This is a genomic window from Micromonospora sp. CNZ322 (assembly GCF_007827755.1).
Genome location: NZ_VITD01000010.1, coordinates 196163 through 216028 on the forward strand (window position 1 = coordinate 196163; position 19866 = coordinate 216028).

11 protein-coding genes are annotated in these 19866 nt (G+C 70.8%); 3 read left to right on the forward strand and 8 right to left on the reverse strand.

Going from position 1 to position 19866, the window contains the following annotated elements:
• The first annotated feature begins 20 nt into the window (after window positions 1-20).
• The 3 genes from FB453_RS23320 to FB453_RS23330 all read left to right on the forward strand — a co-directional run bounded on the left by FB453_RS23320 (window position 21) and on the right by FB453_RS23330 (window position 4778).
• Window positions 21-1232, forward strand: a complete 1212-nt coding sequence (locus FB453_RS23320; RefSeq protein ID WP_112586688.1) for a DUF349 domain-containing protein — start codon at window positions 21-23, stop codon at window positions 1230-1232.
• A 353-nt stretch (window positions 1233-1585) separates the two neighbouring features.
• Entirely contained in the window at window positions 1586-3169 is a 1584-nt protein-coding gene (locus FB453_RS23325; RefSeq protein WP_145793356.1) for a cellulase family glycosylhydrolase, read from the forward strand.
• A 259-nt stretch (window positions 3170-3428) separates the two neighbouring features.
• Window positions 3429-4778: a pectate lyase family protein gene (locus FB453_RS23330; RefSeq protein WP_145793358.1), complete on the forward strand. Its 1350-nt coding sequence runs from the start codon at window positions 3429-3431 to the stop codon at window positions 4776-4778.
• A 47-nt stretch (window positions 4779-4825) separates the two neighbouring features.
• On the opposite strand, the gene miaB is transcribed toward FB453_RS23330, so the two are convergent.
• The 8 genes from miaB to FB453_RS23370 all read right to left on the reverse strand — a co-directional run bounded on the left by miaB (window position 4826) and on the right by FB453_RS23370 (window position 19791).
• Window positions 4826-6319 carry a tRNA (N6-isopentenyl adenosine(37)-C2)-methylthiotransferase MiaB gene (miaB, locus tag FB453_RS23335; protein ID WP_145793360.1) on the reverse strand — a complete coding sequence of 498 codons (1494 nt, stop codon included), beginning with the start codon at window positions 6317-6319 and terminating at the stop codon, window positions 4826-4828.
• 156 nt (window positions 6320-6475) lie between these two features.
• Window positions 6476-10345 (reverse strand): FxSxx-COOH system tetratricopeptide repeat protein, encoded by a 3870-nt coding sequence (gene fxsT / locus FB453_RS23340; RefSeq protein WP_145793363.1) that lies wholly within the window; start codon window positions 10343-10345, stop codon window positions 6476-6478.
• 49 nt (window positions 10346-10394) lie between these two features.
• Window positions 10395-14258 carry an FxSxx-COOH system tetratricopeptide repeat protein gene (fxsT, locus tag FB453_RS23345; protein WP_145793365.1) on the reverse strand — a complete coding sequence of 1288 codons (3864 nt, stop codon included), beginning with the start codon at window positions 14256-14258 and terminating at the stop codon, window positions 10395-10397.
• Window positions 14248-15492 (reverse strand): TIR-like protein FxsC, encoded by a 1245-nt coding sequence (locus FB453_RS23350; RefSeq protein ID WP_145793368.1) that lies wholly within the window; start codon window positions 15490-15492, stop codon window positions 14248-14250. The genes fxsT (FB453_RS23345) and FB453_RS23350 overlap by 11 nt, the downstream gene beginning before the upstream one ends.
• The gene (locus FB453_RS23355) at window positions 15489-16154 is read right to left on the reverse strand and encodes a TIR-like protein FxsC (protein ID WP_112586674.1); all 666 of its coding nucleotides are present in this window, start codon (window positions 16152-16154) and stop codon (window positions 15489-15491) included. Before FB453_RS23355 ends, FB453_RS23350 begins: the two co-directional genes overlap by 4 nt.
• Before the next feature lie 300 nt (window positions 16155-16454).
• The gene (locus tag FB453_RS23360; RefSeq protein WP_486480400.1) at window positions 16455-17279 is read right to left on the reverse strand and encodes an AAC(3) family N-acetyltransferase; all 825 of its coding nucleotides are present in this window, start codon (window positions 17277-17279) and stop codon (window positions 16455-16457) included.
• Complete coding sequence (locus FB453_RS23365) at window positions 17263-19539, reverse strand: FxsB family cyclophane-forming radical SAM/SPASM peptide maturase (RefSeq protein ID WP_486480401.1); 2277 nt, start codon at window positions 19537-19539, stop codon at window positions 17263-17265. Before FB453_RS23365 ends, FB453_RS23360 begins: the two co-directional genes overlap by 17 nt.
• Window positions 19540-19602: 63 nt before the next feature.
• The gene (locus tag FB453_RS23370; protein WP_112586670.1) at window positions 19603-19791 is read right to left on the reverse strand and encodes a hypothetical protein; all 189 of its coding nucleotides are present in this window, start codon (window positions 19789-19791) and stop codon (window positions 19603-19605) included.
• Window positions 19792-19866 lie beyond the last annotated feature (75 nt).

Below are 19866 nucleotides of genomic sequence, written 5' to 3' on the forward strand. Positions count from 1 at the left end.
GGGAGAACGAGGATGGGCACATGAGCGACTGGACTGCCTTCGGACGGGTGGACGCGGACGGCACCGTGTACGTCAAGACCACCGAGGGAGAGCGGGTGGTCGGATCCTGGCAGGCGGGAGCACCGGAGGAGGGCCTGGCTCACTTCGCACGTCGCTTCGCCGACCTGGTGACCGAGGTGGACCTGACCGAGGCGCGACTCAAGTCGGGTGCGGCGGACGCCGGGCACTCGTTGAGCACGATCCGACGGATCCGTGCCTCGCTGCCCGAGGCCAACGTGGTCGGCGACATCGACGCGCTGGCCACCCGCCTGGACAAGCTGGCGACCCTCGCCGAGGAGAAGGCCGGCGAAGCGCGCGCCGCCCGGGACGCCGCTCGCGGCGAGGCCCTGGCCCGCAAGACCGCGCTGGTCGAGGAGGCCGAGAAGCTGGCCGCCGAGTCCACCGGGTGGAAGACCGCCGGGGACCGGCTCAAGGAGATCCTCGACGAGTGGAAGACCATCCGCGGGGTCGACAAGAAGGCCGACGGTGAGCTGTGGAAGCGGTTCGCCGCCGCCCGGGACGGCTTCACCCGCCGTCGCGGGGCCCACTTCGCCTCCCTGGACTCGCAGCGCAAGCAGGCCCAGACCGCCAAGGAGGAGCTGGTCGCCGAAGCGGAGAAGCTCGCGGACTCCACCGACTGGGCCGCCACCGCCAACCAGCTCAAGGACCTGATGACCCAGTGGAAGGCCGCTCCGCGCGCCTCCAAGGAGGCCGAGCAGAAGCTCTGGGAACGGTTCCGGGGTGCGCAGGACGCCTTCTTCAGCCGGCGTAGCGAGGTCTTCTCCGCACGGGACAACGAGCAGCGCGGCAACCTGGAGCGCAAGCAGGCCCTGCTCGCCGAGGCCGAGGCGTTGGACATCGACGCCGACCCGAAGGGCGCCCAGGCCAAGCTGCGGGAGATCCAGGCCCAGTGGCACGAGGCCGGTCGGGTCCCCCGCGAGGCGGCCGCCGGGCTGGAGCGTCGACTGCGCGTCATCGACGACAAGGTCCGTGACGTGATGGACTCGGCGTGGCGCCGCACCACCAAGGAGGACAACCCGCTGCTCGCCCAGATGCGGGCGCAGGTGGCGGAGGCCGAGGACCGGCTGGCCCGGGCGCAGAGCGCCGGGGACGCACGCCGGATCAAGGAGGCTGAGCAGGCCCTCGCCTCCAAGCGGCAGTTCCTCCAACTCGCCGAGCAGGCCGCCGGCTGAGCTGACGACGTCCGGAGCCCCCGGTCCCGCTCGGGACCGGGGGCTCCCGCGTGTCCGCCCCCGCCCACGGCCGTCAAGGTCACGCTCGATCCAGCGGCGCGACGGTGCAGGTTGACGCATTGACCTGGGCTGATCAGAATGAGCGACGGAGCCAGGTAGGGCCACCGGCGCGAGGGCGACGAAGGCGGAACATCCGCCGTCGAGGGTCGCCGGTGAGCTTCCGCGAGTGACCACGTCCGCGTGACATGGGCCGTCGCGCACTGTCCGCGTACCCCTAAGGGACCGTGACGTGCGGACGGCCGCGCGCCGGCGTCGTTCATGGACGGCGCCGGACCTCCGAAGTGGAGCTCGAATTGTTCCGTCCGAAAGCTCTCGGCGGCGCGCTCACCGCGCTCGTCACCGTCGCGGCTGGCGTGTTCCTCGCCGCCGCCGTCAGCACCAGCCCTGCCGTGGCCGCCGGCACCGGTACGGGTTATCTGCATACCAGTGGCAACCAGATCGTGGACAGCACCGGTGCGACGGTCCGGTTGACCGGCATCAACTGGTTCGGCATGGAGACCGACAACAAGACCTTCCACGGGCTGTGGTCGAACAACCCGTGGCGGGGACAACTCGACACGATGGCCCGTCTGGGTTACAACACGTTGCGGGTGCCGTACTCGAACGACGCGCTGAAGCCGGGTGCGACCGCCAGTGGGATCAACGATTTCGTCAACCCGGACCTGATCGGGCTGTCGCCGTTGCAGATCCTGGACAAGGTGATCGACTACGCCGGCAGCAAGGGCATGCGGATCATCCTGGACCGGCACCGGCCGACGGCGGCAGGGCAGTCGCCGCTCTGGTACACGTCGACGGTTTCCGAGGCGACCTGGATCAACGACTGGAAGATGCTCGCCCAGCGGTACGCGGGCAACCCGACGGTGATCGGTGCCGACCTGCACAACGAGCCGCACGCGGAGGGCACCAACCCGGCGGCCACGGGCGCGTGCTGGGGCTGTGGCGACACCACCCGGGACTGGCGGCTCGCCGCCGAGCGGGCCGGGAACGCGATCCTCGGTGTCCAGCCCAACTGGTTGATCTTCGTGGAGGGGGTGAGCTGCCCGAGTGGTGGCCTCTCCAACGTCTGGGACGGCGACACCAGCAACGACGAGGACTGCGGTTGGTGGGGCGGCAACCTGTCGAAGGCGGGTCAGTTCCCGGTCCGGCTGAGCGTGGCGAACCGATTGGTCTACTCGCCGCACGAGTACGCCACCTCGGTGTACCGGCAGACCTGGTTCGACGCCCCGGACTACCCGGCGAACATGCCGGCCATCTGGGACAAGTACTTCGGTTACCTCTACAAGCAGAACATCGCCCCGATCATGATGGGCGAGTTCGGCAGCACCCTGGTCGACCCGAAGGACAAGGTGTGGCTGGAGAAGCTGATGGCGTACACCGGGACCGGGGTGACCGGGATGTCCTTCACCTACTGGTCGTGGAACCCCAACTCGGGTGACACCGGCGGTATCGCGCTTGACGACTGGACCAATGTCAACACCGCCAAGCAGGCGATCCTCCAGCCGTACCTGATCGCGCCGTCCGGTGGCGGCACCAGCGGGCCGCCGACGGACCCGCCGACGGACCCGCCGGCCGGCGCCTGCACGGCCACCTACCGGCAGGTCAACGCCTGGCAGGGCGGCTTCCAGGGCGAGTTGACAGTGAAGAACACCGGCTCGGGTGCGGTGAACCCGTGGTCGGTCACCTGGAGCTGGCCGTCGGGGGTGACGTTGGGCAGTGGTTGGAACGCCACAGTCACGCAGTCCGGTACGACGGTCACCGCGGCGGCTCCGAGCCACGCTCCGTCCCTGCCGGGGGGCGGGTCGGTCACCGTGGGCTTCACCGCCAACGGCACGGCCAGCGCGCCGGGCACTGTGAAACTCAGCGGCACCAGCTGCTGATCCACCGGGACGGCCGGTGCGCTGCTGCCGGGACGGCCGGTGCGCACCGCATCGGCCGTCCCGGCCATTTACATTCAGATCCTTCTATGCTCTTATCGGGAAAGCGCTTGCCTCTTCGTCGGTGAGCGCGAGCGCGGGAGCCGCTTTCCCTCACGAACCTGCACTGGCGGGCCCGAGGACCACTGGTCCCGGCCGAGATTCGCCGCCCACGGGCATGGGCGTCGCGACACCTCCGTCCGCCTCATCGAAAGGAAGCAGCATGCGCACAGGACGGCGTCGAATGACGCTGATCGCCACCACGGCCGCAGCCACCGCCACCCTGATCACCGCCGGGCTGTTGACCTCCGTGTCCGCCCAGGCGGCCGCCGGCTGCCAGGTGGCCTACTCGGTCGCCAGCCAGTGGCCGGGCGGATTCACCGGCAACGTCACAGTCACCAACCTCGGCGACCCGGTCTCCGGGTGGACGCTGCGCTGGTCGTACGGGGCCGGTCAGCAGGTCAGCCAGGCGTGGGGCGCCACCGCCTCGCAGAGCGGCAGCCAGGTCTCCGCGACCAACGTCGACTACAACGGCAACCTGGCGACCAACGCCAGCGCCACGTTCGGCTTCAACGCGAGTTGGAACAGCTCCAGCAACCCGGCTCCGAGCAGCTTCAGCCTGAACAACGTCGCCTGCACCGGCAGCGCCACGCCGACCACTCCGCCGCCGACCACCCCGCCGCCGTCGAGCACTCCCCCGCCCAGCACTCAGGCGCCGTCGGCCCTGGTCGGCTGGGCCACCCAGAACGGCGGCACCACCGGTGGCGGCAACGCGGCCACCACCACCGTCACCACCGCCTCGGCCCTGACCAGCGCGCTGAACGCGACCGGCGCCGCGGTGATCCGGGTGTCCGGAACGATCACCTGCTCGGGCATGCTGCGGGTCCGGTCCAACAAGACCATCCTCGGCAACTACGGCGCGACCATCGTCGGCTGCGGGTTCAACGTCAGCGGCGACCGCAACGTGATCATCCGCAACCTGACCTTCCGCAGCTGGAACGACGACGCGATCAACGTGCAGGAGTCGGCCACCAACATCTGGATCGACCACAACAGCTTCAGCAACGGGTACGACGGCGCCGTCGACATCAAGCGCGGCTCGGACTTCGTCACCGTCTCGTGGAACCGGGTCTTCAGCCACGACAAGACCATGCTGCTCGGTCACAGCGACGACAACGCCAGCCAGGACGTCGGTCACCTGCGGGTGAGCTACCACCACAACTGGTTCGACGGCAGCAACCAGCGCAACCCCCGGGTGCGCTTCGGCAACCCGGTGCACGTGTACAACAACTACTACCGGGCCAACGGCGGCTACGGCGTGGCGTCCACCGAGAACGCCGGGGTGCTCGTCGAGGGCAACTACTTCGAGAACGTCGACGACCCGTACCACCTCGGTGAGGGCGACTCGGGCCCCGGCAGCCTGGTCGCCCGCAACAACCACTTCGTCAACTCGCCCACCGGCCAGGCCGGCGGCAGCGTGGCCAGCATCCCGTACTCCTACCAGCTGGACACCGCGAGCAACGTCAAGTCCATTGTGACTGCGGGCGCCGGCGCCGGCCGGATCACCGTCTGACTCAGCCTTCGCGGAAGGGCCCCTCGTCCAGGGGCCCTTCCGTGCGGTCAGTGGGTGGCGCAGCCAGCGGCGGGGGCAGCCACGACCGGCGGTGCGCCGATCGTCGGAAGACCGAGCAACACCCCAGGGGTACGCGGGGAGCGACCCGCCTCGGCCGCGTCACCGGCCCGGGTGCGCCGGTGCGCCGCCGGCGCTCCGTCGGCGTTCAGGTGGTGCGGCGCGGCGTACGTGATCGTGGTGTGCACGATGTCGCCCGGCCGGATCTGACCAGCGAGGGACTCCCCGTCGGCGGTTTCGGTCGCGAAGTGCACAAGTCGACCGTCGCGGGCCCGACCGGACATCCGGCCGGTCCGCTCGTCCTTGCGGCCCTCGCCGACCGCGACCAGCACCTCGACGGTCTCACCGACGAGGCGCTTGTTCTCCGCCCAGGTGATCTCCTCGACGCAGGCGACCAACCGCTCGTAGCGCTCCTGCACGACCTGCTTGGGCAGCTGATCGTCCATGGTCGCGGCGGGGGTGCCGGGCCGCTTCGAGTACTGGAAAGTGAAGGCCGAGGAGAACCGGGCCTCCCGGACCACGTCCAGGGTGCGCTGGAAGTCGGCCTCGGTCTCACCGGGGAAGCCGACGATGATGTCGGTGGTGATCGCCGCGTCCGGCATCGCCGCGCGGACCTTCTCGATGATCCCCAGGTAGCGCTCGGAACGGTAGGACCGGCGCATCGCCCGGAGCACGTCGTCGGAACCGGACTGCAACGGCATGTGCAACGAGTGGCAGACGTTCGGCGTCTCGGCCATCGCGGCGATCACGTCGTCGGTGAAGTCCTTCGGGTGCGGGCTGGTGAACCGGACGCGCTCCAAGCCGTCAATGTCGCCGCAGGCCCGCAGCAGCTTGCCGAACGCGTACCGGTCGCCGAACTCCACACCGTACGAGTTGACGTTCTGACCGAGCAGGGTCACCTCCAGCACGCCCTCGTCGACCAGCGCGCGCACCTCGGAGAGGATGTCGCCGGGGCGCCGGTCCTTCTCCTTGCCGCGCAGTGCCGGCACGATGCAGAACGTGCAGGTGTTGTTGCACCCCACCGAGATCGACACCCAGCCGGCGTACGTGGACTCGCGGCGGGTGGGCAGCGTGGACGGGAAGACGTCGAGGGACTCCAGGATCTCCACCTCGGCGGCGGCGTTGTGCCGGGCCCGCTCCAACAGCACCGGCAGCGCGCCGATGTTGTGGGTGCCGAAGACCACGTCCACCCAGGGGGCCTTGCGGACGATGTCGCCCCGATCCTTCTGGGCGAGGCAGCCGCCGACCGCGATCTGCATCCCGGGGTGCTTGTCCTTCACCGGGCGCAGACGACCGAGGTTGCCGTAGAGCCGGTTGTCCGCATTTTCCCGCACGGCGCAGGTGTTGAAGACCACGATGTCCGGGGTGTCGTCGCCAGCGGGTGCGCGCTCGTATCCCGCCTGCTCAAGCAGGCCGGAGATGCGTTCGGAGTCGTGCACGTTCATCTGGCAGCCGTACGTGACGACGTTGTAGGTCCTAGCCACCCTGTTGGTGCCCCTTCCCCTCGGGCTACCAGGGTAGCGGCCCGGTCCGGGGGCATGTCCGACCGGCATTGTCCCGTCCGGCGGCGTTGGCCCGGCGCCCCATGGTGAGGGTCCACGGCCCCGGCCGGCGCGCCCGACCCGAACTGGCGCCTCCGATCAGAACAGGTGCGGTTCGATCACCCGCACGATGAGCCGCCCTTCGCGCAGGGTCTGCACGCTCGGGTGCTCCTGGCCGATGACCTCGGCCAGCCGGTCCGCCACCGCCCCGAGGTCCTCCACAGGAGCGCCGCCGCCGACGTGCCTCGACACCAGGGCGAGATCACCGAGACAGCGCAGCGTGTCGGGGTGGTCCGTGCCGAGCACTTCCGACAGCCGCGCGGCGGTCTCCCGCAGCCGGTCCGACGCCGACACCCGGTCATCCTCCTCGGCGAGACACACCGCGTGGTTCACCTCTGCGGCGAGGGTGTGCGGGTGGTCGGGGCCGAGTACCTTGCGCAGCTCAGCGGCCGCCCGGGCAGCCGACGCGCGGGCTTGCGACCTGCGGCCGAGCGCGCGCTCGGCGGCAGCGATGTTGCTCAGCGTGGCCAGGGTGTGCGGGTGCTCCGGGCCGAGCCGGAGACCCTCCTCATACGCCTGGGTGACCGCGAGCATCTCGGTCCGCGCCCGAGCCGCATCGCCGACGGCCAACAGGTTCGCCGCCCGGCTCGCCCGGCACGCCACCGTGTCCGGGTTGTCCGGACCGAAGCGTTCGCCGAGTTCGCGGTGGGCCGTCTCGAACATCGGCGCGGCCTCGCTGCCCCGACCGGAGCTGCGCAGGGACACCGCCAGGTTGACCTGAGCGACGAGGCTCTGGCCGTCGTCCGGCCCGAGCACCTCGCAGTACGTGTCGTACACCGTGCGCAACAGGGCGACCGACCTGTCGTACTCGCCAGCCTCCCGCAGGTCGATACCGAAGCGCATGGCGGAGACGAGGGTGTGCGGATGCGTGGGGCCGAGCACCAGCCGGCGCCGCTGGTGCACCTCGTCGTCCCATCGACGGGCCGACCGACAGTCGCCGAGCAGCCGGTATGAGACGGCGAGGTCGTTGGCCGCATTCAGTGTCCGGGGGTGGTCCTCGCCGAACACCTCGAGCCAGGAGGCGTAGGTGGACCTGGCCCGTTCCAGGGACTCGGCGTAGCGGCCGAGCGCCCGCACGTCAGCGCCGAGGCCGCCGGAGGTCATCAGGCTGTGCGGGTGCAGCGGACCCAGCAGCCGGTTCTGCTCGGCCAGCACCGCCTCGTCCAGGTCCCGGGCCTCGTCGAACCGGCCCAGGCTACGCAGGATGTTCGCTCGATTGAACCGCAGGTGCAGCAGTTGGCGGCCCAACACCGACGCCTCGACCTCGTCGTGCGTGTCGCCGAGCCGAGCGGTCCAGGTGTCGTCCACCTCCTGACTCAAGTCGTCGGCCTGGTCCAGGCCGCCGCGCTGCCACAGGTAGCGGACCCGGTCGATCAGCAGCTGACACACCGACTCGTCCGGGCAGGTCAGCGCCTCGGAAGCCTCCAGGTGTGGCCAGAGCATGCGCAGCCGGGCCCAGGTCGTCGGGTCGTCCACCTCGCCGCGGGGCCGGGACGCGGCCAGCACCAGGTGCACCTGGTGTCGGGCGGCGGTGATCTCGTCGTCGGTCATCCGGTCGCGGACCACCGCCTGCAACAGCCGGTGCACCTGGACCCGACCGCCCTGGACGTCGAGTTTGAGCAGCGCCAGCCGGTTGATCTGCTGGACCAGGGCACCGCGCACGAGCCGCTCCGACACCGACGGGTCGAACGGCACGAGAGCCGCCGCCATCTCGTCGCTGTAGATGAGTTCGAGGGCGATCTCCGGGGCCAGCACTGAGCAGAGCTGCAACAGCCGGTAGGCGGCGGGCGCCTGCTCCAGCAGCCGGTTCAGTGACAGGTCCCAGGTCGCCTCCACGGAGAGGGCGCTGGGGCCGTGCCGCTCGATCTGCCGCAGGTAGTCGGCGACTGACGTGCCGGTGTCGGCGAGCCAGGCCCCCGCCGCGGCCACCGCGATCGGAAGGTCGCCGAGCGCCTCGGCCACCCGGTCAGCCTGCTCGGCGCTGATAGTGGGCACCCGCTGGGCGAGGTGCGCGACGGCCTCGGTGCGGTCGAAGACGTCCACCTGGATCGGGTTCGCCCGGTCACCCCAGGCGCGGTTGCGGGAGGTCAGCAGAACGTGCCCGGGGCCCTGCGGCAGGAAGGGCTCGATCTGGTCGAGTTCTTCGGCGTTGTCGAAGACGACGAGCCACCGCTCGTACGGCTCACCACGGCCGAGCAACTGGAGCACCGACCGGACCGTGTCGGGCAGGGTCGGCCTGGCGAGGATGCCGAGGCGACCGGCGAGGTCGGCGAGGGCGGTGTCGACGAACTGCGGCGGGTCCGCCACGATCCACCAGACCACGTCGTACGCGGCCTTGAACCGGTGCACGTACTCCAGGGCCACCTGCGTCTTACCGACGCCGCCCATGCCCTGCAGGGCGACCGGCAGCACCACCGCGCTGCCCTCGCTCTGCAACTGTGCGCGCAGCCGCGCCAGGTCGTCCTCCCGGCCGGTGAACCGGGCGTTCCGGTTGGGAGCGTTGAAGATCAACGGCTCGGTGCCGGGATAACGGGCACTCCCACCCGCTGGGCCGTCCGCCGACGAGGGCACCGGCCGACCGACCAGCCGCAACACCCGCTCCACGGCGGTCGCGGCGCTCACATTGACCAGGTTGGTGAAGCTCTGCGACGGGAACTCGGCCAGTGGGCGCAGGTCGGCGACGTACACGGCCAGGGCCGTCGAACCGGTGCTCGGGTCCCGGTCGGGCATACCGCCGGGCGACGTCGCCAGGTAGGCCGGCGAGACCACTGTCAGTGTGCACGGGGCCGGCGTACCGGCGGACCCGACGGCGGCAGTGCGCTCCACCACCCGCAGCCCGGCCGAGCTGAGCACCCGCTCCAGCCACTCGGCCCAGATGGCGTCCTCCGGCGCGTACCGGAGCACGATCTGGTCGTCGATCGCCTCGGTGCGTCGGTGGAAGCGGGCGTTGGCCCGCTCCCGTACCGACTCGTCCATCGCCGGCAGCGCGGTCACCGCCCCGTCGGTGAGGATCCCGGTCAACGCCTCGAACGCGGCCAGCAGGGACGACGGCGAACCGGGCGGATCACCAAACGTCGCAAGCTTCTCCTCGTACGCGTAGAACGGTCGGTACGGGACCTCGACCGTCGCCCAGTATCGCCGTCGTTCCGCCTCGGTCATCCCCGCCGGCAACCCGGCGAACCGGCGCATGGCCAGCAGGCGACCCGCTACGGCACGCTCCCTCTCGGCCTGGTCGACCCGCATCGGCACCGGCAGTATCCGGATGTCCCGCCGGCGATACCGGTCCCGTACCGAGTGCGCCACCCGGGCCGCACCGTCGATGCTCTGGTCGCTGAGGGTGAAGCACTCCACCAGCGTGTCCGGCAGGTGCAGGGTGCAGATGTCGGAAACGTCGCTCAGCCCCGTCCGGCTGTCGATCAAGGTGAAGTCGTACTGGCGCTTCATGTCCGCCCGCAGCGCCTCGAAGAACTGCGCCCCGCCCAGCCGGTTGTAGAAGTTGTCCCAGTCCAGGCCGCTCACCGAGACGGCGTAGTCGCTGTTCTGCCGGCCGGCGGAGAGGAAGTCGAGGCCGCCGCCGTCGGGGAAGTTCCAGCGCAGCGAGAAGGCATGCCGCCCGACCCGGGCGTACTGCTCCATCCAGCGGTCCGGCCGGTCGTCGACCCGGGTGGTCTCCCACTCGTAGCCGCGGATCATGTCGATCACACCGCTGGTGCCCTGGATCGCCTCGGCGTCGAGGAACGGGTGGAAGAAGCGGTGCAGACCGGGCGACTCGAGGTCCCAGTCGGCGACGAGCACCCGCCTGCCACTGGCCGCCAGGATCCAGGCCACGTTGGCCAGCGCCATCGTTCGGCCCGTTCCACCCTTGAACGAGTAGAAGGTGACGACCTGGCCTTCGCGATCGTTGTTCATCGGTTTTCTCCGTGGGGACGCGGTGAGGCCGGGCCTGGTGTCGTACGGGCTAGAACGGGTGAGGATCGATGATCCGGGCGACCAGGTGCCCATCCCGCAGCGCCCGCACGCCCGGGTGGTCGGCCCCGACGACCTCACCCAACGAGACGACCTCGGCGGTGACCGTCGGCGGCCGGTCACTCACGTTCTCGCGCAGGACGAGCGCCAGGTTGGCCTGGCAACGCAGGGCGTCCGGGTGGCGCGAACCGGACGCGGCCAGCCAACGCTCGGCGGTTGCGCGGAGGTGGTCGAGCGCGGCGTCCCGGTCCCCCTCCTCGGCGCGGCAGATGCCGAGGTTCTCCTCAGCGGCGAGGGTGTGCGGGTGGTCCGGGCCGAGCACCTCGCGCAGGGCACCGGCCGCCCGTTCGGCCGTCGCGCGGGCCTCCGCGGTCCGGCCCACGGCCCGCTGCGCCGCGGCGAGGTTGCTGAGCGCACCCAGGGTGTGCGGATGGGTGGCCCCGAGCCGCTGCTCGTAGATCCTTGCCACCTGTGTCGCCTCGGCCACCGCGCGTCCGGTGTCGCCGAGTGCCAGCAGATTCGCGACCAGCGCTGCCCGGCAAATCAACGTTTCGGGATTGTCCCGCCCGAACTTCTCCTCGAGCACCGGGTACGCCGCATCGAGCAGTCCGGCTGCCTCCACCAACTGGCCCGCGCTCCGCAGCGACACCGCGAGACTGACCTGAGCGTTCAGCGTGTCCCCCGCCTCGCTGCCGATCTCCTTCAGGCTGGCGAGTTGTTCGTGCACTGTGCGCAGCATCTTGGCCGAGTTGGCGTACTCACCGGCCTCCCGCAGGTCGCGTGCCAGCTGCGCGGCAGAGTGCACGGTGTACGGATGTTCCGGGCCGAGCACCTGCCGGCGGAGCTGGAACACCGCCTCGTCCCGACTGCGCGCCGAGCGGAAGTCGCCCACCAGGCGATAGGAGTGCGCGAGGTTGTTGGCCGCGAAGAGCGTGCGCGGATGGTATTCGCCGAACTCCTCACTCCACGCGTCGTAGGTCTCCTGATCACGCTCGATCGCGTCGGTGTAGCGGCCGAGGGCCCGCAGATCGGCACCCAGGCTGCCGGCGGTCATCAGGGTGTGCGAATGCCGGTCACCCAGCAGCTCCCGTTGCGCTTCGTGAGTCTCCTGGTCCAGGTCGTGGGCCTCGACGTAGTGGGCCAGTGCCCGCAGCACGTTCGCACGATTGAAGCGCAGGTGCAGCAACTGCCGACGCAACGTGGCGAGCTCCTCGGTGCCGTAGAGGCGGGCCCGCCGCTTCGACCAGACCCCGTCGACCTCCTTGGCGAACGCGTTCGCCTCGTCGAGTTCTCCCTGACGCCACAGATACCGCACCCGGTCGATCATCAGCTCCCGGACCGACTCGTCCTTGCTGCCCATGGCGCCGGAAGCCTCGATGTGCGGCCAGAGCCTCCGGAACCTGTCCCAGGTACGCGGATCGTCGGCGTCGCCGCCAGGCCACGCCTTGCCCAGCACCAGGTGTGCCTTGTGTCGGGTGTCGGCGACCTCGTCCGGGGTCATCCCGCCCCGTACCACCGCCTGGAGCAACCGGTGCACCAGGACCCGTTGCTCGGACATGTTCATAGTGAGTAGCGCCGACCGGTTGATCCGCTGGACCAGCCGCCCGATCATCATGGGTTCCGACACCGCGGGATCGAACGGCGCCAACGTCTTCACCATCTCGTCGTTGTACAGCAGTCCCAGGTCTATCTCGGAGGCCAGCACCGAGCAGAGCTGCAACAGTCGGTACGCCGCGGGGAACTGCGCGCGCAGCCGCGCCAACGAAAGATCCCAGGTGGCCTCCACGGAGAGGGCGCTGGGACCTTGCCGCTCGATCTGCTCCAGGTACGCGTCAACCGAGGTACCGGTGTCTGCCAGGTAGGCGCCGGCCGTGGCCACCGCGACCGCCAGGTCCCCGAGCGCGTCGGCGATCCGGTCCGCCTCGGGCTCAGTGAGGGAGGGCACCCGACGTTGCAGGTGGGCGACGCTCTCCTTACGGGCGAAGACGTCGACCTGGATCAGCGTGGCCCGATCCCCCCAGAGTTGGTTGCGCGAGGTGAGCAACACGTGCCCACCGCGCGGCAGGAAGCGCTCGAACGGGGCCATCTCCTCGGCGTTGTCAATCACCAACAGCCACCGCCTGGGCTCACCGCGCCCGAGCGCCTCCAGCACCGCGCGTGCGTTGTCCGCCTGGTCCGTGTTGCCACCGACGCCGAGCCGGTCGGCGAAGGCCGCCAGCGACTTTTCCACGTCGGCGCCGATCGACTCCGTCGCGCCAGCGGAGATCCACCAGACCGCGTCGTAGGCGGACTTGAACCGGTGCGCGTATTCCAGGGCGAGCTCGGTCTTGCCGACCCCACCCATCCCCTGCAACGCGACCGGCAAGGCAACCGGCCCGGTCAGATGTCGGCGCAGGAGGGCCAGCTCATTCTCCCGTCCAGTGAACCGCGCGTTGCGGTTCGGGGCCTCGAAGACGGCCGGCTCGGCGGCCGGGAAACGCAGGCCGGCGTCAGCCGGGCCGTCGACGCGGAGCGGCAACGGGCGCCCCACCAGCCGCAGTAGCCGCTCGGCGGCGGTCGCCGCGGTGACGTTGACCAGTTGGGTGGAGGAGGCCACCGCGAACTCCGCGAGTGGCCGCAGATCGCTCACGTAGACCGCGAGCGGAGTGGTGTCGGCGGTCGGGTCCCGCGGAGGCAACGCGGCGGGGGGCAGGGCCACGTAGGCCGAAGAGAGAATGGTCAGCGTACGGGCCGGCGGGCGGGCGTCGGTCTCGATCGGCCGGGTGCCGTCGACGACCCGTATTTCAGCCGAGCTGAGCACCCGCTCGATCCACTCCGCCCAGACCGCGTCCTCCGGGGCGTAGCGGAGCATGAGGTCGTCGTCGGGGAGCTTGTGGCGGCGCCGGAAGCGGGCCTTCTCCCGCTCGCGCACCGACTCGTCCATCGGCGGCATCGCCCGCACCTCGCCGTTTGTCAACTCCGCTGTCAGCGTCTCGAACGCCGCCAGCAGCGACGTGGGTGAGCCGGGCGCGTCGCCGAAGGTCGCCAACGTCTCCTCGTACGCGTAGAAGGGCCGGTACGGCACCTCCACCGCCGCCCAGTAGCGGCGCCGGTCCGCCTCCGTCATCTCGGTGGGCAGACCGGCGAAGCGGCGCATCGCGAGCGCCCGTCCGGCGTCGGCCTTCTCCTTCTCCGCCTGGTCGACCCGCATCGGCACCGGCAGGATCCGAATGCCGCGGCGTGAGTGGTGCCAGGCGACGGCGCTGGCGACCTGAGCGGCACCCTCGATGCCCTGGTCACTGAGGGTGAAGCAGTCGACCAGGGTGTCCGGCAGGTGCAGGGTGCAGATGTCGGCGACGTCGCTGAGACCCGTGCGGCTGTCGATCAGGGTGTAGTCGTACTCGCGCTTCATGTCCTCGCGGAGTGCCTCGAAGAACTGCGCCCCGCCCAACCGGTGATAGAAGGTGTCCCAGTCCAGCCCGTTCACCGAAACGGCGTAGTCGCCGTTCTGCCGGCCGGCGGAGAGGAAGTTGAGCCCGCCACCGCCGGGAAACTCCCAGGCCAGCGAGAACGCGTACCGGTTGACCCGGGCGAACTGCTCGACCCAGCCCTCCGGCCGTACCGCCTCGCGGATGGTCTCCGACTCGTAGTCCCGGATCAGGTCGATGACCCCGGCGGTGCCGCCGATCGCCGACACGTCCAGAAAGGGGTGGAAGAAGCGGTGCAGCCCGGGCGATTCCAGGTCCCAGTCGGTGACCAGCACCCGCTTGCCGTTGGCAGCGAGGATCCACGCGACGTTGGCCAGCGCCATCGTCCGGCCCGTTCCGCCCTTGAACGAGTAGAAGGTGACTATCTGACCGTCGCGCTCAGTGCTCATCGGGCATCTCCGGGGCTTCGAACGATGACGGGGCCGGGTTGCGAAGGCTGGGTGGCCGGGTACCGGGCCCCGTTGCCGGGAACACCGCGCCGTGCTTCAGGTAGAGCCGCCGGGCCTCGGTCACCACGGTCGGCATCAGCCCGGCGAACTCGTCCATCCGCCCGACCCACCGCGCTCGCGTCGCGCCCGCGTCCTGCAGTACGCCCAGGACCAGCCGCGCCAGGTCTGCGCCGCGGTGCGCGTCGCGCGGGTCGTCGGCGTCGGTCACCACGAGGGGGACCACCCACGGCGGCAGCGCCCGCGCGGCGGCCCGCAGAGCAGCTGTGCCGCCGGGAAGTTCGGTGAACCACGGGTCGATCAGAAGCACGCCGGGGCGGATCTCGAGCAGGTCCTCGGCGTCGGCGAAGTCGCTCGTGTGCACCGACAGTCCGAGCCGCTCGGCAGTGCTCTCGGCGTACTCGGCCACCGGAAGCTCCTGCCGCGCCCCGAAGGGACGCCAGAGGCGGCTGCGCTCTGCGTACCAGGACGCCTCCCGGCCCTCGGGCGGCTGGTCCCGGGTGGGTGCCAGCACCGTCACCACGAAGTCCGGGTTGGCCGCGATCCGCCGCGACACGTCCAGGGTGGGCGCCCGGGACGGACGCAGCCAGATCCGTTGGGTGGGCTCCACGATCCGCCGGGCCAGCCGCCCGAGCAGGATCTGGTACGGCTGCTGGTACGCGCCGAGCATGCAGAGCGCACGCATGCCGTTCTCGGCGTACTCGGGCACGTCCCGACCCAGATCCAGTGCCGCGTCGAGTTCGGGATGCTCCTCCCAACTGGGCACCGGAATCCAGAGGACCGGCGCCACGTGGTCGGCCGGTACGACGGCGGACGTCGGCTCCCCGGCCGCGCGGAGCAGCCGAGTCAGGAAGGACTCCTGCTCGCCCAGCGCCCATGATCTGCTGAAGTAGCCTGGCGAATAGAGGGGCACGAACACCTGGGCCGCGCCGAGAGCGTCCGCCAGGGCCGCCTTCACGTCGGCGCCCGGTGGGATGGACTGGTCGATGAAACCGATCTCCACGCCCGGCCGCGGGGACACCAGCCGACCCACCTCACCCGACAGATCCGCGAAGAACCGGTCGACCCAGACGTCGGTGTCGGTGCGGGCACCCAGCAGCGGCGCGGAATGCGCGTAACTCAGGAAGAAGTAGGTCTGGCGAGTCGGCGCCCGCCCCTCGGCGGTGAGCGGCGTCATGCGGCTGCCTCCTCCGTGAAGAGCGTGCGCAGCTCATCGACGCCCGCGGGCACCAGCGGGTGGACGTGGTAGGCCCGATGGATCGCCACCACCCGCTGGGCGAGACGCCACACCACCGCGCGGTACGCCTGCTCCTGCTGCATGGTCAGCAAGCCGTAGACCCCCTCCTGCTCGTACTGGCGCGCGACGGTGTTGTCATCCGGTATGGCGGTCGGCGAGAACCGTTGGATGGCACGAATGCTCGGCGGCAGCGACGACTCGGCGGTCGGCGACCAGTTGACGGGCACGATCGCCGTCTCGTGTGCGGAGCCACCCGCAACACGTGGTTCGATGCGACGTCGTGCGAAGGCATGCCATTCCATGGCGCACCACGCACTGCTGATGAACGAGCTGGACACCAGCGGAATGAACACCTGGCAGGTCCCGGCGGCGCGCAACAGTTCGGGGGTCCAGCGCTCACCACCGCCCAGCGAGCTGTCCATGAAGCCGGGGTCGACCCCGGTCGGCAGGCCGACCAACTCGCTGACATGGGTGGAGAGGTCGTCGAAGAACCGCGAGAGGTATGCGTGGGGGGTGTTACCGGCCCGCCGGATCTGCGGACGTGAATAGCTCACGAAGAACAGCGGGGTTCGCGTATCAGCGACTGCTACCGCTTCGCTCACCGTCGTTCCTCCGCCGTCCGGAAAGCGACCGGAGTTTCAGCCTAAGGCGTTCGTCAATGCTGCAGACTGATCCGGTTGCCGCCACGTCACTCTACGACGAGGGCCACTGTGGCGGGTATCGGCAGCAGCCGGGCCGTCGCTCGCCCGACCGGGCCACGACGGACGGACGGCCGCTCCTTCATACGGCAACAGCAGCCGGCATTCGGCCAGGGTGCGGCGCGCTGCACGGGTCCTGACCGAGCCGGAGGGCAGGACGAGACCTCGGGTGTCGTACATCCGACCAATCGAGCTGGACCCGATTCACCGTCGCGCCGCCAGACGGTGCACGCCGAACCAGCCGATCGCGAAGTCCACTGCGGCACGCACTGGCAGCAGGCGCGCGCTTGCCCGCCCCACCCGACCGTGCCGCACCAACGGCGTCTCGTCGAGCGCCGCACCCACCGCCGGGAAGTCCCGGTCGTCCAAGTCGAGAGCCCGAAAATCGAGGCGGACCCGCCGCCCGTCGACAAGCCGGAAGCACTGGTAGTCGCGCTCGGTCGGCGGCACCGGCAGCCGGTACTCGGCCAGGTGCAGGGCGGTGCACGCCTCGTAGCCGAGGCCGAGCAGCAGGACCTGCCCGTCCGCCGCGTAGAGCCCGCCCATTGGTGAGCGTTCTCCCAGGTGGCAGGTGAGGTCATGGCCGTCGGTGAGCTGCCGGGCCTGGGGGCCGAGCGCGGCGAACGAGGTCTGTGGATGGTCGCTGCGCACGGCACCGGGGGCACACCGGACGTACTCGGCGAGCGCCCCCATCCGCTGCGACGGGGTGGTCCGGCGGTCCCAGCCCGGCAGCGCCGCCTCGTACCGCTCGCGCTGCGCGCGGTCCATACCGGCGATTGCCTCCAGGTGGGCTCGGGAGGTGGTCGAGTTGCCGTCGGTCTGGGTGGGCACCAGGAGCGTGCCAGCCGGGCCGAGGACGTCCCGCAGGGCACCGGCGAGAGTCGCGGGGCCGTGCTTGAGCGGGCCTACCCGGCGGAGGGCACAATGCACCAGGAGGCACGCACCCGCGCGGACGCCCAACGCCCGCAGGTCGTCGGCGAGGCGGAGACGGCCCAGTGTGGACGGTTGACGCTCATCCGACCCCGGCACGGGTTTCCTCCAGGGTGTGGCGCAGTTGGCCGACGAACCGCTCGCCCGCCGCGGTGAGCGACCGGCTGGCCAGCAGCGCGTCGGCACCGTCCCGGGTCCACGCCAGGAAGTGGGCCGCGTTCGCCGACGCTTCGCCCTGGTCGGTGGCCGCCCGGGACTGCCAGACCTGGGTGATGGCGAGGTGGGCGTAGACGCCCTGGAGGACGCCCTCCGGTGGCCGCGGGTCGGGGCGCCAGGGCACCCGGATCTGGGCAGCCTGGCCGGGTTCGACCAGGTCGTACAGGTCAAGAATCGCACCCAGCTTCGCGTGCTGCCACTCGTGCACGAGCAGCACCGCCATCGTCTCCGGGTCGGGATGGGGGGTGACGGCGACCGCGCCGAACGCGTGCCGGGCGGTGGCGCTTCGCAGGGGTCGCGCCGGGTCAGCCGCCAATGGAACAACGGCACGCAGGCCGCCGTCGAGCGCCGCCGCATGCGCCGGCACGTCCCGGTGCACGACCCGCCAGGCCTCCGCCAGGGTACGGCCCAGCGCCCGCGCCGCCGGACCGTCCAGGCGGGGCTCGACCGGCTGGCCGTAGCAGTCGCGGTACGGGTCACCGTCCTCAAGGAGCAGCCGGCCGCCGGGCACCGCCACGTCGCGGGTCGGAAACCATCCGGTCGACGGCTGCCCCACGGGATCGAGGAGCACCGTCTGCTCGACCGACCCACCTCGGACCTGGAACTCGCCGGGTCGCACCGTCACCTCGGCGCTCTCCCCCAGGCCGGGCAGCACCAGGCTGCCGAGCGCGGGGAGCGTGATCGTGTCGGCCCGCACCGGAACGTGCAACGCGGCCGGGACGCCGGCCCGCAGCGCCGCGGCGATGGCCAGGGCCGGCAGTGGGTCGACTGCCGCGCCGAGGCCGGGCGGGGCCGACGAGTGGAGGCGATGCACCAGCCCGGGCCGGACGAAGGGGTGCGCCAGGACCGCTCGGATGGCCTCCGGTGCCGCCTGGTCGAGGTGGACGAGCAGTTCCCAGGCGGGCGTGGTGCCGGATCCGTCCCGGCAGGCCGCCAGCAACGCCCGGGTGATGGAGAGCTGGGTGGCGGCGAGCAGCGCGAGCGTCGACGCCGACCCGTGCCCGGTCGCCAGGTCGTCCAGCAACTCGTCGACGGGCGAGATGGTCGACAGTTCGCCCGACGCGGGAGGGGTGGGCGGCGGGTAGGCGTCCACTGTGTCGATCAGGCGGAGCAGGTCGGCGCAGTACACCGAGGGGTTGTCGAAGCCGGAGCCGGTCCGCCAACGGTGGGCGTACAGGCCGCCGCCGCACCGGTCGACCACGGGGCAGGCCCGACAGGTCGCGCAGAGCCCGGCCACGCCGTCCTGCCGGACCGCGACCCCGGGGTGCCGTGTGACCTCGTCCACCGAGTGGTCGAACACGTCGAAACCGGTGCCGGCCGCGCCGTGGTACGCGGTCTTCAGTGAGTCGACCTGCTCCCAACTCCCGTCCGCCTCGACGACCAGCACATCGGCTGGTGCGAGGCCGAACGCCTCGGTGCCGCCGCCGCCTGGGCGCAGCGCCTCGAACATCCGGATCGACATCGGCCGCCCGTCGTCCACCCAGCGCCGGTGAATCCGCCCCAGCCAGTCCGCGTACGGGGTCGGCTCGGGGCCGGGGCGCTCCGGCGGATGGTCCCAGGTGGCGTGGGGCAGCAGCAGATCGACCCGGGGTGGGCTCTCGGCCAGCAGCGCCTCGTACACCCGGTCGGGGTCGTTGCGGACGTCGATCGTGCAGAGGATGCCGGCGTAGCTGGCGAGGTGCTCCGGCCGTCGGAGCAGGGCCAGCGCCCGGCGGACGTGGTCATGGCTGCTGCCGCCGTGGGCGAAGACCCGGTGGCGGTCGTTGGCGGCCCGGTCGCCGTCGAAGGACACACCGACCCGCACGTCGTACTCGACGAACAGCCGGCACAGCTGCTCGTCGAGCAGCACGCCGTTTGTCTGCATGCGTAGGTCGAGTCGCGTCCAGGGGGTGATCGCCGCGCGCAGTTCGGCCAGCACCTCTCGTAATCCCGCGGCCCCCAGCAGCAACGGCTCACCGCCGTGCAGCACCACGTGCACGACCGGCAACTCGTGCTCGCGGGCATGCTCGGCGATCCGCTGCGCGGCGGCTCGAACCGTGGCCAGCGGCATCCGCACCGGTCGACCACGCCAGGTCTGGTCGGCGTGCTGGTAGACGTAGCAGTGGTCGCAGCTGAGGTCGCACCGGCTGTGCACCTTCAGCACGAACTGGCTGATCCGTCGACATGACCCACCCGCTCCGGATGGACCACACCGACAGGCCACCATTCAGATGGCCGAGTTGAAGAGGGCGACGGGCACGGTGCCGGAGGGCACCGGCCCACCCTCAACGACGCGCCGCCGGATCGCCTCGACCAGATCAGCGTGCTCGACGGCGATCCGCTCAAGCGGGATGTCCAGGCTATGTGTGAGGTCGTCCAGGCCCGGACGGGATGGGCGGGTGGGTGCGTTGTCCACAATGATTCTCCGGGTCCCGCGGACGCGCCACGGGAGGTGTGATGGACGGCCCGAGGGCCCTGACGCGCCACCAGA